General features: G+C 72.9%; 10 protein-coding genes. 4 read left to right on the plus strand and 6 right to left on the minus strand.

Annotation, left to right across the window (positions count from 1 at the left end; all coding sequences use genetic code 11):
- Window position 1 precedes the first annotated feature (1 nt).
- Window positions 2-2,008 carry a DNA helicase RecQ gene (gene recQ / locus AC4BDD_RS10905; RefSeq protein WP_490690797.1) on the plus strand — a complete coding sequence of 669 codons (2,007 nt, stop codon included), beginning with the start codon at window positions 2-4 and terminating at the stop codon, window positions 2,006-2,008.
- A 231-nt stretch (window positions 2,009-2,239) separates the two neighbouring features.
- Here recQ and AC4BDD_RS10910 read toward each other — a convergent pair whose 3' ends face one another.
- From AC4BDD_RS10910 to AC4BDD_RS10935, 6 genes are all read right to left on the minus strand, one after another.
- Window positions 2,240-3,472, minus strand: coding sequence for a threonine synthase (locus tag AC4BDD_RS10910; protein WP_490690798.1), 1,233 nt, complete (start codon window positions 3,470-3,472; stop codon window positions 2,240-2,242).
- Between the two features lie 103 nt (window positions 3,473-3,575).
- Window positions 3,576-5,042, minus strand: coding sequence for an extracellular solute-binding protein (locus tag AC4BDD_RS10915; protein WP_490690799.1), 1,467 nt, complete (start codon window positions 5,040-5,042; stop codon window positions 3,576-3,578).
- The gene (locus AC4BDD_RS10920) at window positions 5,042-7,831 is read right to left on the minus strand and encodes a VWA domain-containing protein (RefSeq protein WP_490690800.1); all 2,790 of its coding nucleotides are present in this window, start codon (window positions 7,829-7,831) and stop codon (window positions 5,042-5,044) included. Before AC4BDD_RS10920 ends, AC4BDD_RS10915 begins: the two co-directional genes overlap by 1 nt.
- Window positions 7,832-7,834: 3 nt before the next feature.
- The gene (locus AC4BDD_RS10925; RefSeq protein ID WP_490690801.1) at window positions 7,835-8,218 is read right to left on the minus strand and encodes an effector-associated constant component EACC1; all 384 of its coding nucleotides are present in this window, start codon (window positions 8,216-8,218) and stop codon (window positions 7,835-7,837) included.
- A 197-nt stretch (window positions 8,219-8,415) separates the two neighbouring features.
- Complete coding sequence (locus AC4BDD_RS10930) at window positions 8,416-10,326, minus strand: DUF8823 domain-containing protein (RefSeq protein WP_490690802.1); 1,911 nt, start codon at window positions 10,324-10,326, stop codon at window positions 8,416-8,418.
- Window positions 10,327-10,558: 232 nt separating this feature from the next.
- Window positions 10,559-13,663, minus strand: a complete 3,105-nt coding sequence (locus tag AC4BDD_RS10935; protein ID WP_490690803.1) for a serine hydrolase — start codon at window positions 13,661-13,663, stop codon at window positions 10,559-10,561.
- Between the two features lie 255 nt (window positions 13,664-13,918).
- Here AC4BDD_RS10935 and AC4BDD_RS10940 point away from each other — a divergent pair, with 255 nt between their 5' ends.
- The 3 genes from AC4BDD_RS10940 to AC4BDD_RS10950 all read left to right on the plus strand — a co-directional run bounded on the left by AC4BDD_RS10940 (window position 13,919) and on the right by AC4BDD_RS10950 (window position 16,294).
- Window positions 13,919-14,662: a GOLPH3/VPS74 family protein gene (locus AC4BDD_RS10940; RefSeq protein ID WP_490690804.1), complete on the plus strand. Its 744-nt coding sequence runs from the start codon at window positions 13,919-13,921 to the stop codon at window positions 14,660-14,662.
- Between the two features lie 371 nt (window positions 14,663-15,033).
- Entirely contained in the window at window positions 15,034-15,906 is an 873-nt protein-coding gene (locus AC4BDD_RS10945; protein ID WP_490690805.1) for a helix-turn-helix domain-containing protein, read from the plus strand.
- A gap of 178 nt (window positions 15,907-16,084) precedes the next feature.
- On the plus strand, window positions 16,085-16,294 hold the full coding sequence (locus tag AC4BDD_RS10950) for a DUF397 domain-containing protein (RefSeq protein ID WP_490690806.1): 210 nt from the start codon (window positions 16,085-16,087) through the stop codon (window positions 16,292-16,294).
- Window positions 16,295-16,378 lie beyond the last annotated feature (84 nt).

A 16,378-nucleotide genomic window follows, 5' to 3' on the forward strand; every position in this document is an offset into this window, starting at 1 on the left:
GATGACCTCCCCCGACCTGGCCGACGGACCCGTGACGAGCGAAGCCCTGCGGGTCCTGCGCCGCGTCTTCGGCTATGACGCCTTCCGCGGCGACCAGCAGGAGATCATCGAGCATGTGGCGGGCGGCGGTGACGCCCTCGTCCTCATGCCGACCGGCGGCGGGAAGTCGCTGTGCTACCAGATTCCCGCGCTCGTCCGGAAGGGCACCGGGATCGTCATCTCACCCCTGATCGCCCTCATGCAGGACCAGGTCGACGCGCTCCGGACGCTCGGCGTGCGGGCCGGATTCCTCAATTCCACGCAGGGCCCGGACGAGCGGCGCATGGTCGAGGCGGAGTTCCTCGCCGGCGAGCTTGACCTGCTCTACCTGGCGCCGGAGCGGCTGCGCGTCGAGCAGACCCTCGCGCTCCTGGACCGGGGCACCATCGCGCTCTTCGCCATCGACGAGGCGCACTGCGTCGCCCAGTGGGGCCACGACTTCCGGCCCGACTACCTGGCCCTGTCCGCGCTGCACGAGCGGTGGCCGGACGTACCCCGCATCGCCCTGACCGCGACCGCCACCGAGGCCACCCACGCCGAGATCGCCGCCCGGCTCCGGCTCCAGGACGCCCGGCACTTCGTGGCCAGCTTCGACCGGCCCAACATCCAGTACCGGATCGAGCCGAAGAACGACCCCAAGCGGCAGCTGCTGGAGCTGCTGCGCACCGAGCACCCCGGCGACGCCGGCATCGTCTACTGCCTCTCCCGGGCCTCGGTCGAGAAGACCGCCGCCTGGCTGGTGGAGCAAGGGGTGGCGGCCCTGCCCTACCACGCGGGGCTGGACGCGGCCGTCCGCGCCGAGCACCAGTCCCGCTTCCTGCGCGAGGACGGGCTGGTGATGGTCGCCACCATCGCCTTCGGCATGGGCATCGACAAGCCGGACGTCCGCTTCGTGGCCCACCTGGACCTGCCCAAGTCGGTCGAGGGCTACTACCAGGAGACCGGCCGCGCCGGGCGTGACGGCCTGCCCTCCACCGCCTGGCTGGCGTACGGCCTCCAGGACGTCGTCCAGCAGCGCAAGATGATCGGCACGTCCGAGGGCGACGACGCCCACCGCCGCCGACTGACCGCCCACCTCGACGCGATGCTCGCGCTCTGCGAGACGGTCGAGTGCCGCCGGGTCCAGCTGCTCGGCTACTTCGGCCAGCGCGGCACCCCCTGCGGCAACTGCGACAGCTGCCTGACCCCGCCCGCCTCCTGGGACGGCACGGTCCCGGCGCAGAAGCTGCTGTCGACCGTGGTCCGGCTGAAGCGCGAACGGAACCAGAAGTTCGGCGCGGGCCAGATCATCGACATCCTGCTCGGCAAGAAGACCGCCAAGGTCATCCAGTTCGACCATGACGCCCTCAGCGTCTTCGGCATCGGCACCGAGCTGCGCGAGGCCGAATGGCGCGGCGTGGTACGGCAGTTGCTCGCGGCCGGACTGCTGGCCGTGGAGGGCGAGTACGGAACGCTGGTGATCACCGAGGCCAGCGGCGAGGTGCTGCGCGGCCAGCGCCAGGTGCCGATGCGCCGCGAGCCGGAGAAGGCACCGCGCGCCGCGAAGGCGGGGAAGACGGCGGGCGGCCGCCGGACCGCGCCCGCCGCGGCCGACCTGCCCGAGGAGGCGGTGGAGGTCTTCGAGCGGCTGCGCGCCTGGCGGGCCGCGACCGCCAAGGAGCAGGGCGTGCCCGCGTACGTGATCTTCCACGACGCGACACTGCGCGGCATCGCGACGCTGGCCCCGGGAACCCTCACCGAGCTGTCCACGGTGAGCGGCGTCGGCGACAACAAGCTGACGAAGTACGGACAGCAGATCCTGGACGTACTGGGCGGCGGCCCGGCGAACGCGGAGACCGGCGCAGACACCGCTCCCCGAGTCCCCTCCCCCGGACGCCCGGGCGACGACCTCTTCCCGGACGACTTCGTCCCCGAAGACGAACCGGTCCTCGACGAGGAGCCTCCGCCGGAGGACGACATCGACTGGTGACGGGTGCCGGGCCGTCGGAGGGTCGGGGCCACCGGGGCGTCTCTCCCCCAGCTACCGCTGGGAGGTGCCCCCACGCCCGGTGAAGAACACTGGTCGACCGCTGGGTGCGGCTTCGATTACTTCACCGCGCTGCGGGGAGCGCCCCGATGTCCCCTTCCGCCGGGGGCAGCCGCGCGCGTGAGCGCCGGTAGCGGTCCGACGGGCGCACGCATCCGGCCACCGGGGCCTACCTCAGACCGCGATGCCCGCCTCCCGCAACCGCCGCTCGATCACGGACCAGGACGGATCCACCGGCTCCACCGGACGACCACCCACCCCGAGATCCTTGAAGCCGGACGAGGTCGAGACGCACACCACCGGCCCGTCGATACCGCTCCGGCCCAGCGCGCGCAGCGCGGCCAGTGACGCGGCGCTGGAGATCTCCGCCCACAGCCCCTGACGGGCCATCTCCGCCTGCGCCGCGGCCATCTGCTCATCGCTCACCAGCAGCGCCTCGCCCTGGCTCGCCCGGACCGCGACCTGGGCCCGGTAGCCGCTCACCGAGCAGTCGATGCCGTACGCCGCGGTCGGGCCGACAGCGATCCGGGCGGCCGGGCGGCCCTGGCGCATGGCGGCGGCGAGCGGGCCTCCGGCGGCCGGTTCGCAGGCGTGGATCCGGGGGACGTGGCCGGCCAGGCCAAGGCGTCGCAGCTCGGTGAAGCCTTTCCACACGCCGAAGAGCAGCTCACCGTAGCCGGTCGGCACGAACACCGCCGCGGGCACGGCGCCGAGTTCCGTGAAGATCTCGTACGCGACGGTCTTGTACCCCTCGGGCCCGAAGGGATGGCCGGTGTGCGTCTCGGTGAGGTTGCTGACCGGGTGGTAGCCGGCCCGCTCGGCGATCCGGCGCAGCAGCGGCCAGCGGTGCTCGGTCGGCACCGGCAGCACCACCGCCCCGTAGGCGTGCAGGAAGGACGCGACCGCCGGAGGCACGTCGGCCGAGGCCAGCAGCACGCAGCGGAGCCCGGCGCGAGCCGCGTAGGCAGCCGCGGCGGCACCGTGGTTGCCGGAGGAGGCCACCACCACACCCTCCGCGCCGACGGCGACCGCCGCGCTCACCGCGCACCGGTTCAGCCGGTCCTTGTGGCTCCAGGTGGGGTTGCGCGACTCGTCCTTGACGAAGACTCCGTCGCCCAGGTCGATCAGCGGGGTACCGCCCTCGCCGAGGCCGGGCGCGGCCAGCGGCGGAAGCAGCGGCGCCCAGCGGTCCAGCCCGCGCGGGCGAGGTCCCGCCCCGCTCGCGGGCGCGGCGTCGAAGAGGTCGGGCGGCACCTCGTCGTAGGCGTAGTCGATCTCCAGCGGGTAGGAGATCTCGGAGGTGCTGGTGCGCGGGCAACCGGCCGTCAACGGCGGCCACAGCGGGTAGGTGACGGCCGGATCGCCCAGCGAACGCTGGCCGATGGCGAGCGATTCCGATGCGGTCATTCCCCCGAGTCTAGGCAAGATCCGGGGCCGGAGCCCGGGCCGGCGCCGGGGACGGCGCCCGGGGACAGGGCACGTCGATCCGACCGGTCCGACCGCCGCCCCGCTACCCGCCCTTGACCACCGATCGCAGCCGTTTCGCCACGTCGTGGGCGATGGTGGCCCGGTCGGTGCCGTCCGTCAGCAGGGTGTGCACCTCGGCCTGGATCAGCTCGGTGAAGGCCGCGTAGTAGGGGGTGACGGGGCGGGGACGGGCGTTCGCCAGCGCCTGGCGCAGCGGCGCGGCGTACGCCGGCAGGCCGTCCTCGGAGCCGCCGGGCACCGCGTCGGGCTGCTCCTCCCCCCGCCCGCCCCCATCGCCGTCGCGGTCCCCGTCGCCGTCATCGGGCAGCGAGCAGGCGACGGCCTTGTCCGACGGGTCGTACGAGGACTTGAGCACCGGGGCGAATCCGGCGTCCAGCAGGCACCGTTGCTGCGCCGGCTGGGTCAGGTAGGCGAGCAGTTCGCGGGCGGCGGCGGACTGCTCGCTGTGGCTGGTGATCGCCAGATTCTGGCCGCCGAGGACCGAGGTGCCCGGCTTGCCGTCCCGGCCGGGCAGCGGCGCGACTCCGAAGTGGCCCTTGACCTTGGAGCCCTTGGCGGCCAGCAGGTTGTAGACGTAGGGCCAGTTGCGCATGAAGGGGACCTTGCCGTCGCGGAAGGCGACCATGCTGTCGTGCTCGTCGGCGTTGCGCGCCAGCGACTTCGGCATGATCTGCTCGTACTGCCGGTACAGATCCTCCAGCCCGTACGCCACTTCGGGGCTGTCCGCCTTCACCTCGCCCCGCTCGTCGACGAATTCACCGCCGCGGGCCCAGACCGCCTCCTGGGCGTTGACGGTCAGCCCCTCGTAGGGGGCGAGCTGGGTGATGTAGCCGTCCTCGAAGGTGTGGGTGACGCGCCCGGGAGTGCGCGCCTCGCCCACGTAACTCTCCAACTGGTCCCAGCTGCGCGGCGGCTGCCAGTCCTTGTCCTTCCAGATGTCGGTGCGATAGTAGAGCAGTCCGGCGTCGGTGTTGAAGGGCACCGCCCAGGTCTTGCCGTCGTAGCGCGCGGTGGCGGCGACGCTCTCCCACATGTCCTCGGGCAGTCCGCCGCCGAGCGGCCGGATGAGGCCGCCCGCCGCGAACTCCGCCGTCCACGCCACATCGATGTTGATCACGTCGTAGTCGGCGCTGCCGGACTGGAGCGCGGCCACCAGCTGGCTGCGTACGCCGTCGGCGGCCACCGGCAGCTTCACGATCTCCACGGTGTAGTCGTCGCGCTTGCGGTCCCATGCCTCGATCAGCCGCTCGCGCACCGGGCCGACGGACACATCGGAGGCGGTCGCCACCCGCAGGATGCGATGGGCACCTCCGGCATCCGGCGTGCCCTTGGGCGGGGGCACTTCGCCGTCGCCGGAGCCGCCCGAGGTGCAGCCGGCGCTCAGCTGGGCCAGCGCGGCCAGGGCGAGCAGCGCGGCGGCGGCTCGGCCCCGGCCACGACGGCGCCCCCGGCCACGCCTCCGGCCACAAGCACCGGGTCCGTTTCTCATCAGGCGCCGCCCCCTCGTACGTACTCGCTGATCCGGTCGGTCAGGGCGCGGGCCGCCTCCTCGGGGCGGCCGGAGAAGCAGGACGGCTCGCGGGCCTCGGTGAACAGCCGGGTCCCGGCGTCGCCGCAGCCGGATTCGCGCACCGACAGCACCAGCACATCGAGGTGGCCCAGGTGGTCCTTGGTCTTCTCCCACGCGCTGATCTCGTCCTCGGCACCGTCGCCGCCGGGGCGGTCGTCGCCGTCGGTGATCAGCACGATCAGCGGCTGGTCCTCCTCGCGCATGGCATCGACCGCGTCTTGGAGCACCTCGTAGACCGCCGCGCCCTTGTGGGACATCCGGTCCGGGGAGAGGGCGCCGAGCCAGTCCAGCGCCTCGCCCCGGTCGTCGCCCGGCGTGCCGGGCCGCACGACGGTACGGGCGGAGGCCACGTCGGCGGCGGACTTCGGGTAGGACCAGATGCCGTAACGGTCCTGGGGGCCGAGGGCCTTGAGGGCCCGGCGCAGCGCGCTGTCGACCGCGGCGAGCTTCCCGCCGGTGGCCATGGAGCCGGAGGTGTCGACGAGGAAGAGGACCTGGCCGGGTTCGAGGGTCTCGGCGTAGTCGGCGGCCGCGGCGGAGGCGGTGGCGCCGTCCGGCCGGCTCACGGTCAGCTCCGGCGTGGCCAGTACCCCGGCCTCCTGCTCCCACGCCTGGCCGCGTGCCGGGGCCGGCCGCTGGCCGGGGCCGACGCCGCGTACCAGCCCGTCCAGGAAGTGGTCGCGCCCGGTGTGGGTGAGCCACTGGTAGAAGCTGTCGATGGCGGCGGCGCGGCGGGCGCGGTCCAGGGCGCCGTCCCAGCGGACCTCGGCGAGCGGCATGTCCAGGGCGGGCACGCCCTTGGGGTAGTAGGCCAGCAGCCGCTCGCTGTCGTCGATCGGCTTGTTGTTGTCGCAGGCGGAGTTGCGCCGCTTGCCGAGGTTGAAGTCGGCGACGGACTTCTCCGACACCAGCAGGGCGGCCTTGCCCTGGGCGGGCAGCCCGCCGTCACCGGTGGACAGCTCGCACAGCAGGGTGTCCGCGTCCGGCGCCAGCGGGTGGCTGTTGTCCACCCACTTCTCGGCCCGCTCCGGATCACGCTCCTCGCCACCGGCAAGCGCCCCGTCCTGGGCCTCGTAGAGCCCGATGGTGTGCAGCAGGCCGGTCTCCGAGGAGGTCGGATCGGGGCGCAGCACCGGCATCTTCGGGTCGACCTCCGCCAGTGCGGTCATCAGCTCCGTCCAGGTGCTGCCGGTGCGCCGGGCGCCCTTCTCGCGCAGCCGGTCCGCGAGCTTCGCCGGGACGGCCAGCACCAGCGGGGAGTATCCGGCCGGGCCGAGCCGGGTGAGGGTGGCCGGCCCGTCGGCGCGCGCCAGCTGGTCCTCGATGCGGGCCAGTTCCGCGCTGGATCCGACGGCGACGATGTCGGGCTGCGGGCCGACGTCCTGCAGCGGGTCCTGGCAGGGTGCCGCCTCGTCGTCCGGGCCGCGCCGGCCCCGGCAGCCGCCGGCCGAGCCGGGCACGGCGGAGGTGCCGGCCCAGGCGTCGGCGGCGCCGAACGCGCCGACGATGTCGCCGGACGCGGCGTCGTAGACGGTGATGTTGGTGCGGCGGCAGCTGTCCGGCGCGTCGTCCTCGGCGTCCAGCGGCTGCCGGTTGTCGGCCGAGGCGGTGTACTCGGTGACGGCGCGGGTGATGGCGGCGCGGTTCTCCGTCGAGGACAGCAGCCGGAGCTCCAGGGGCGGCCGGCAGGCGGGGCCCGCCTGATCGTCGCCGGTCAGCAGAGCGGCCGTGGGGCCGGCGAGCACGGCCAGCGCGGTGATCAGCACGGTGGCCGTGCGGTGCCCGCGGCACCACCGCCGCACCGCGCCCGCGGCCCGGCGCCACCGGGCCGCTGCCACCGCGGCGGCAGCGGCCACGGCGGCGGCGATGCGCCCGAGGACGTCGCCGGGCGGAGTCGGTATCGGCGGCGGCGCGGGCGAGGTGGGCGGGGCGGTCGGCGGGGGCGCGGGCGGGGCCTCGTCCTGGCCGGACGCGGTGCGGCCGGTGAGCAGGATGTCCGGGCCGTCCCCGCCGCTGCCACCACGGGGGCCCCAGCGATCGGTGACCGCGGGGGCCGGCCAGCCGGGCATGAGGGCGTGCAGCCGGCTGAACAGCTCGTGCATGGTGAGGCCCTCGGCCTCGGCCGCACCGCCCTTCTCCATCGCGGTGATGATCGCGTCGGTGAAGCGGCTGCGCTTGTTCTTCAGCCCGGTCGAGGGCTGGGTGCTGGTCGCCGTCGCGGAGGCGAGGATGTAGTGGCCCCGCTCGGCCACGCCGCCGTGCGCCTCGGCCGCCATCCCGGAGTAGCAGCAGTCGAGGATGACCACCACCCTGGGCACCTTGGCCTTGCGGACCTCCGCCAGCACCTCGGACCAGGCCAGCGCCGTGCCGCCGAGATCACCGTCGAGCTCCGCCTCCTCGGTCAGCAGATACAGCACGTTCTCCAGCGCGTGCCGGTATCCGTGGCCGGTGAAGTAGAAGAGCAGCAGGTCGCCGGTGTCCTTGGCCGCGTCCCGTAACGCCTGGTGCCAGGTGCGGCGGCTGGGCCAGAGCAGCTTGGTGACCCGGTCGGGCGCGAGAAGCGCGTCCGGGCCGTGCGTCAGCGCGTGTTCCAGGTCGTCGAGGTTCTTCTCGACGTACTCGAGGGGATCGAATCCGCCCCTGCGCACCCATGGCACGCCGACGAGCAGCGCCCGGGAGCGGGCCCGGTCCGGCAGTCTCCCGGTCATCGCTCACTCCCCGCCGGCCGCGGCGGCTTCCAGCTCCTCCCTGATCCGCGCGACGAGGTCGGGCACCTTCTCGGGGGTGAGGTCGCTCTCGGTGATCTCCACGGGCTCACGCCCGGGCACCCGTACCACCACCACGGTCGGCTCGCCCCGGCTCAGCCGCAGCCGGGTGCGCAGCCAGCCCGCCAGCGCGTTGACCAGCGAACGGGCCGCCTCGACCAGCACCGTGGTGGTCACCGCGACGGCCAGCTCCCGCGCCACTCCGGCGGTGCCCGGGACCGGCCGGGTGGTGAAGGACCAGTGGCCGGTGAACTCGTCCTCGTCGACCAGCCAGCCCTCGATGCCGCGCAGCTCCGCCTCCGGGCCCTGCCCGCCCCTGACGTCGATCACGATGCTCTGTTGTGGCACTGCCTGTCCCGTCCCCTCGCCTCGCGCGCCTCCCCCGGCGCACGTCCGCACGCCCAAAGTCTCGGGCTGTACGCACGGTTGCGCCAGGGTCACGCAGCGAATGAGGCGGGCTCGTGACCCGATCGAGCGATGCCAGGACGGGGCTGGAGCCCCGGCGATGGTGTGGGGAACCGGAAGGCTCAGTCCACCATCTCGTCGGGGCAGGTCGTGCCGCGCGGGAACTGGTACGGGGCCGCGATCCGGTAGGTGCCGGGGTGCGGGGCGTGCAGCACGGTCCACTCGTCCTCCGGCTGGCCCTGCTCCGCTTCCTGCACCTGCTTGGTCAGGCAGCCGTTGCGGTTGACCGGCAGCCCGCCGTCCTGCTCCGGCTTGGGCGCCTTGTAGCCGTCGCCGTCGGCGTCCACCAGGCCCAGCCATGGCGAGTACGGGATGCGGATGAGCACCGGCCCCTCGGACTCGACGTCGAGGACCAGCTCGTCCGCGCCCGCGCGCACCACCGTGGCGGGCGAGTCGGCGATCGGGGTCGGGTCGTTGACCTGGTACAGCTTCCAGTTGGCGTCCGACCAGACCTCGTGCAGGAACGGCAGCCCGCCGGCGATCAGATCCGCCTCGGGGACGGACCAGACGTCGGGCTCGTCCTTGGGGAGTACGACATAGTGCACCGCCCAGCGGTCGAGCCAGGCGCGGTACTGCCCCGGGTCGAGGGGCTTGTCCTCCACATAGAAGATCGGGTTGCGCTTCATGTCGGCCTGGCGGTTCCAGCCGCGCGCCAGGTTGACGTAGGGGGCGAGGGCGGAGGACTCGCGGTGGCTGCGCACCGGGACCACCTCGACCCGGCCGCGGTCGGCCTCCACCCGCTCCAGCTGGTCGATGAGCGGCTGCGCCAGCTCCTTGTCCCACGCGGCGGCGGGGGTGGTGTGGATGATGTCGTCGGCGGTCTTCACCACCTGCCAGACGCTGACCATGATCAGCCCCATCACCAGCACCAGCCACTTGCGGCCGTACGCGCTGGTGCGGACCTCCTGGGTCGAGGGCCGCCGGCAGCCGGTGAGCGCCGCCGTCAGCACCACGCCACCGAAGATCATGCTGAGCCGGGTGATGTTGGTGCCGATCTGCGACGGGATCGCCCAGACCAGGATGGTCCCGATGCCGTACAGGACGGCGCCGACCCGGACCGTGCGCCACTGCTTCGGGGCGCAGAGGAAGACGGCGAAGGCGGTCAGGCACGGCAGGATCGTCGACCAGACGATCATCGGCTGGGTCCCGGAGAACGGGAACAGCCAGGCGCACAGCCCGACCACCACCACCGGGGTGATCCCCAGGGCGTATGCGGCGGGGCGGCGTTTGGTCAGCCAGAGCGCGGCGGCCACCACACCCACGAAGAGTCCGGCCACCGGGCTACCCATGGTGGCCAGCGCCGCCAGCAGGGCGGCCAGCAGCCAGCGCACGGTCCGGTGGGACCAGCGCCGGGAGCGCCAGCGGGTGGGCCAGGCGAAGATCACCGCTATCGCGCCCAGGCCGAACATCAGGCCGAGGCCGAAGGTCACCCGGCCGGAAATCGCGTTGCAGACCAGCGCCCCGGTGCCGTAGAGCGACGCCCACAACGGGCGCTGGACCTTGCTGCGCACGACCAGCAGCGCCAGCAGCCCGGCCGAGACCGTCCCGGCGATCATCATCGTGGTCCGGACGCCGAGGTAGGCCATCACATGCGGCGAGATGACGCTGTACGAGACCACGTGCATGCCGCCGTACCAGGACAGGTTGTACGCCCGGTCCGGGTGCTTGATGGCGAACTCCGCCCAGGCGTCCTGCGCGGCGAGGTCGCCACCGCTGTTGGCGAGCAGCGTGACCCACAGCAGGTGCAGCAGTGCTGCGAGGATCAAAGCGGCGGGCACAGGATGGAACACTACGCTCCGGATTCGCCACGCCCAGTGACGACGCCCGTCGGACTGCTGCTCGACATCGTTGTGAGGCCGCTTACGGCCGGCGCTCGGCGCCGGCTTGCGCTGCCCGGGAACTCGTATTCGCGCGGCGGTGCTCTGCGCGCCGCTACCGCTGTCCTCGGCCCGCGCCGGATCCACGGTCGTCACTGCGGCTCTCCCCGTCTTCCCCCGGAGGTCTCCCCCATTTTTCGATACTCACTTCTCGACACTCGCCGGGCTCCCCGCGGTTCCACTTCAGGGGAGGGTGGGCCGTACCAGGGGCGCTGGCGACGCTAGCACGGGTCGCCTCCCCGCCGCTGTGCGGGGCGGCGGCCGGCCACCTGGCGAAGGTGGTTTCCGGCCGCCGCGACCGGAAGGCAGCAGGCCCGCCCGGGATCCCTCAGGAGACCCGGGTCAGCTTGGCCGAGAACGACGGCTCCGCCAGGTCCTGCTGGAGCGCCACCGGGACGGTCGCCCGGCCCGGTCCGGTGCCGACCGTCAGCGTGCCCACGACGGTGCCCGCCTTGGCCGAGTGCGGCACCCCCTTGGCGTCCGCGGCCAGCGCGAAGTCCACGTTGTGGCCAGGCCACCCGGCACCCTTCAGATCCTTGGTGGCCACCACCGGGGTGGTGCCGCCCAGCCCGTCGTCCACCTCGCCGACGACCTGCCCCTTCTTCACCAGGGTCGCCGAGGTCAGCGCCCCGCGCACCGCCCTGATCTGCTCCTCGGCCTTCTGCAGGACGAGCGCGAGGTGGGCGTTGGAGTCGGTGCTGTTGGCGTGCTGGTCGAGGGTGACGCCGAGGATCAGCCGGTCCTTGCCGCCGACCGTGCGGTAGGTCGCCCACATCAGGGCGCCGCCGGCCGGGGTGCTGGAACCGGTCTTGATGCCGCGCACCCCGAGGCCCGGCTTCGCCAGCAGATGGTTGTTGTTGAAGATCCGGCCCACGCCCGGGATCTCGATGTCCGGGGTCGCCACGATCTTGCGGAAGGTCTCATTCTTCATCACCGCCCGCGCCAGCTTGAGCTGGTCGGTCGCGGTGCTCTTGCTGGTCGCCTTGAGGCCGCTGGGGTCGGTGTACGTGGTGTTCGTCATGCCCAGGGCCTTGGCGGCGGCGTTCATCTTCTTCACGAACGCCTCCTCACTGCCCGCGTCCCACCGGGCGAGCCGACGGGCGACGTTGTTACTGGACGGGATCATCATCATCTCCAGCATCTGGCGCTGGGTGAACTGCTGTCCCTCCTTGACCGTCGCCTTGGACTCGTCCTTGGCGTGGGACTCCTGGGCCGCCTGGGCGTCGATCTCGATCTTCTCGCCGGGCTCGTCGGGCTTGAGCGGGTGGTTCTTGAGGACGACGTACGCCGTCATGACCTTGGTGACACTGGCGATCGGCACCGGCTTCTGCGCGCCGTAGGTGCCCATGCTGCCGACCCCCTCGACCAGGACCGCCGCCTGGCCCTGGTCGGGCCAGGGCATGGCGAACTTGCCGCCCTCGAAGGTGAACGCGGTCTGCTCGGCCAGCCGGAGCTCGGGCTCGGGCAGCGGCCGCAGCGCCTGCGCGGTGCAGAAGACGATCGCCAGCAGGGCGACCAGCGGCGTCCAGATCTTGACCCGCCGCACGATGGTGCGCTTGGTGGTCTCCGGCGGCGGCGGGGTGTTGGTCAGCTGCGCCAGCAGATCCAGCGGCGCGGGCTCGCCCGGCGGCGGCAGCGGCTGCTGCTTGGTCCGCTCGGACTCCGGCAGCGGCCGCGGCGCGGCGGTGGCCGGAGCCGGGGAGGCCGCGGGGGCCGCCGGAGCACCGGGCTTCGCCGGGGTGGTCCGGGCCGCCGGAGCGGAGGAGCCGGACGGGCCCGCGGCCGGGGCGGCCGGGGCGTCGTCGGATCTCAGCGGCACGAAGGTGCTGGGGCGGCCGTTCGGAGCGGTCGGCACGGTGCCCGGGCGCGCGGGCGCGGCGGAGCCGCCCGTGCGGGCCTGCGCGGACGTTCCGGCGTCGCGGCCCTTGCCGCTCTTGCCGCTCTCGCTGCCCTTGTCAGCCTTGCCGGCTTCCTCGGCCTCGCCGGCCTTGCCGCTTTCGCCTGCCTTGCCGGCGTCGTCGGCGTCGCCGGCGTTGTCGGCGTTGTCGGCCCACTCCGGCGTCTTGGGGAGCCGGACGGCCCCGAAAACGGCGGTCGCCTGGTCCACCGGCCGCTCGGAGCGGCCGCCGCCACCCGAAGCCGCGCCCGGCTTCTCGGCGTCCGCCTCCTTTTCCTTGGTGCGTACGGCCGTGGCCCCGGCGGCTTCGCTCCGCTCGCCCAAGCCGTCGGCGCCCGGCCCGCTGTCACCGGCCGACGCCGCCTTCGGGTCGGCGGCCTTCGTCTCGCTCCCGGCGCCGGCCGGGGCGGCGGCGGTCGCCGAGTCCTCGGTCCGGTCCGCCTCCGGGGTCCTGGGCCGGATCGCGCCGAAGAAGGCGGTCGCCCGGTCGGCGGACCGCCGCGCGGGCGCGTCCTCGCCGTCCTCGGCGCCGTCGGCCTCCGGGGATCCGGGACGCAGGGCCCCGAAGACGGCGGTGGCCTGGTCGGCCGGACGCTCGGCGGACTGCTGGCGCAGCGTGCCGAAGGTCATGGTCCTGGTGTCCGCGCCCGGCGCCTTGCTCTCGCCGGAAGCGCTGTCCGGCTCGGCGCCGGTCGCGGCGTCCGTGCTCGGCGTCTTCTTCCCGGCGGTGGACCCGGTCGTCTTCTCGGCGTCATCGCCGCCGGAGGGCGAGGCGCTCGCGGCGTCCGCACCGCCGGCGTCCTCGGACTCGTCGCCGGACGTGCCGGAGACCCAGGCGGCCACCGCGTCGCGCAGCCGCTCGTCACGGCCCGCGGTCGCACCCTTCGCTCCACCCTCGGCGCGCTCTTCGCCGGCGCTGCTCTCGCTCTCGCGCGGCGTGCGGCCTTCGGCGCCGGTCGCGGGGGCGTTGCCGACCGCGGCACCGCCGCCCCGGGCGCCCGGGCGCACCGGCAGCCGTCCGGCGGCCGGACGCCCGTCCTCGTCGCCACTCACCGCGGCTTCACCATCGCGAACATCAGCGGCGTCCCGGTCGGCGTCGGTGCCCTGAGCTCCACCGGCCTCCGGTTCCGCTTGCGCTTCCGCTTCGGACCCTGCCGCAGGTGCTGCCGCGGAGCCCGCCGCCGACGGTCCCGAGGACTTCGCGGCCTCCGCGGATTCCGGGGTCTCCGACGCTTCCGCCGCCTTCGCCTCGCCCGTCTCCGAGCCCGTCCGGCCCGCGCCCACGGTCCGGAAGACCGCGGTCGCGCGGTCGGGCGACGCGGGCGCGGACGGCTCGTCCGGCGCCTGCGCGGACGCCTCGGCGTCCGCGTCCGCGGCGTCCTGTCCGGCGTCCCGTGCGGCGCCCCCGTCGGCCTCGGCGGCGTCCGGAGAAGATTCCGCTTCCCGGAAGACCGCGAGCCGCGGGTCCCGTGCATCCCCAGTCGTCTCCCCCGACGACTTCTGCTGATCCGACGTGTCGGGGGACTCGCCCGCCACCGATGCCTCCTCGCCATGCCTCGCGCGGGACGCCCGCCGTCTCCACGGCGTCATCCCGCAGTCATCCGTTAACAGTGTCCTGGGTCGCCGCGGCGGATTCGTGCAGCGGCACCGTCGACTAGCCCACCGAGGCCGCCGTCGCCGTGCTAGACGAGAACGACATACCTACCGGTTCCAGCCCGAACCCCCCACGCACTCTCGACAGACCAATGTGAGAGGGGTCACCCTGTCATTCATCCACGCGGGGAGGCATGGATGGGCAGGAGCCGCAGAACAATTCCGGAGGAGCTTCTGCTGCTCGCTTTGGACCCGGCCACGGGTACCACGGCGCAGCCGCAGTCGCTCGACCTCGGCCTTGCCGGGGCACAGCTAGTGGAGCTGGCTCTGGCAGGACGGATAGCCCCAGACGGGGATCGTATCGCCGTGGTGCTGCCACGGCCGACCGGAGATCCGACTTTGGACTCCGCGCTCGAGTTGCTGCGCCGCCGCGGCAGCCCGGTGCGCGCCGTCCACTGGATCGGCGGGCCCCGGCTGGGGCTGCGCCAGACGTACCTCACGCATCTGGAGCGGTGCGGCATGGTCCATGCCGTGGCGGGCCAGATGTGCGGAGTGCTGCCGACGACTCGCTACCAGGCGACGGACACGGCGATCAGCCGGGAGATCAGGACCCGGCTGGACAACGCGATCCGCACCGGCGTGCCGCCGGACCCGCGGACCGCGGCGCTTGCCGCCCTGGCCCACGCGGTCGGGCTCGGCAAGCACCTGTATCCCGGGAACGAGGGGCGCTCCTCGCGCTCCAGGCTCCGGGATCTCATAAGGCACGACCCGATGGGCGGGCTCGTGGCACACGCCGTGATGGACGTGCAGAACGGCGTCGCCGCGCAGCCACGGCGCGCACCGGGGACAGGACGGCAGGCCACCGCGCGCAGCGAGCCCGCGGCAGGCGTCCCGCAGCAGCCGATCCGCCGCGGGAGCATGGCCCGCGTCGGGGCCCGCTGAGGTTCCCGCGCCATCCGCCGGGCCGCACCCGGCGGCAGGAGTTCGGCAAGAGTTCACGCACCGCCCTCAGCGATCGCACCACCCGGAGCAACCGCACCACCGACCGCACCACAGTCCCCACTGACCGGTACGGGAGCCGCTGCCGAAACGCGGGGCGGTGGGCCGGCCGCCTCGGACGGCGACCGGCCCACCGCCCCGTGCGCATGCCCGCGCGGCCCGGCGCCCCGGCCTTCGGATTCGCGACTCCTCATCTGTCGCCGATCGTGCCCGCCCCGACACTGGGTGCAGCCATTTCCCAGCGCGGCCGAGGCCGATGGTGGCAGGCTGCCGACCAGCAGAAGAAGCAGTACGAAGCCGGAGGTGCACGTCCCGTGACGTCCAACGTCGGTCCCACCGTTCGACGACGCCGGTTGGGCCAGGAGCTGCGCAGGCTCCGCCAGGAGAAGGGGATGACGGCGGAGGAGGTGGCGGAGGAGCTGATGGTCTCCCAGTCGAAGATCAGCCGACTGGAGAACGGTCGCCGCAGCATCAGCCAGCGCGATGTGCGCGACCTCTGCCGGGTTTACAAGGTCGAGGACAAGCACCTCGTCGAGTCACTGATGCAAATGGCCAAGGAGTCCCGGCAGCAGGGCTGGTGGAACGCCTTCGGCGACGTCCCGTACAGCGTGTACATCGGGTTCGAGACGGACGCGGCGTCACTGCGCGTCTACGAGCCGCAGATCCTGCCCGGTCTGCTGCAGACCCCGCAGTACGCGGAGGCGGTGATCGGCGGTGCGCTTCCGGAGGCCCCGGCGGACCAGCTCGCACAGCGCGTCCAGGTCCGGCTGCGGCGGCAGGAGCGGATCACCGACCCGCTCAGTCCGCTGCGGTTGTGGGCGGTGGTCGACGAATCGGCGATGCGCCGGGTGGTCGGCAGCCCGCAGATCATGGCCGATCAGCTGGAGCATCTGGTCCGCATGAGTTACGAGCCGCATGTGACGGTGCAGGCGCTGCCGTTCGACATGGGCTCGCATCCGGGGATGACCGGGCAGTTCACCATTCTGGAGTTCTCGGATGAGTCGGACACCAGCGTGGTCTATCTGGAAGGCGTGACCAGCGATCTCTACCTGGAGAAACTCTCCGATGTGCAGAGCTACAGCATGATGTACGAGCATCTGCGGGCCCAGGCGCTGAACGTCGACCAGAGCCGGCAGTTCATCACCCGGGTGGCCGAGGATCACCGCGCGAGCATTACCTCGGACTGATGGTGAAGGAGGAAGCGGCGGCGGAGAGTACACCGCCTCCTGTGTCACACGGAAGACGACGATGGAATATGCCATCCGGTCGAGTGAACGCCCCATCTTCATGCGGAAGTTGCCGAGTAGTGTCGATCACACCTCCCCCAGGAGGCGAAACACACCGACCGAACGCATCGGAGTAAACGTGTCAATTCAGCTCGGAAATCAGAGTGCCTGGATGAAATCCTCGCACTCCGGCGGCAACGGCGCCTGCGTGGAGGTGGCGTCCCCCACCGCTCAGGCGATCGCCGTGCGCGACTCCAAGGACCCGCAGGGACCGGCCCTCAGCTTCGCCCCGGAATCGTGGACCTCGTTCGTCGCGGAGGTCTCCGGTGGCGCTTTCGACATCGATTGATCTTCTCTGAACAAACCGCACCACACCGCAGTACTCCCAGCGAGCCCTCTCGACCGGTCGCCGTCCCTGCCGAGAGGGCTCGCC

It is taken from the genome of Streptomyces sp. JLBT605 (assembly GCF_058215555.1).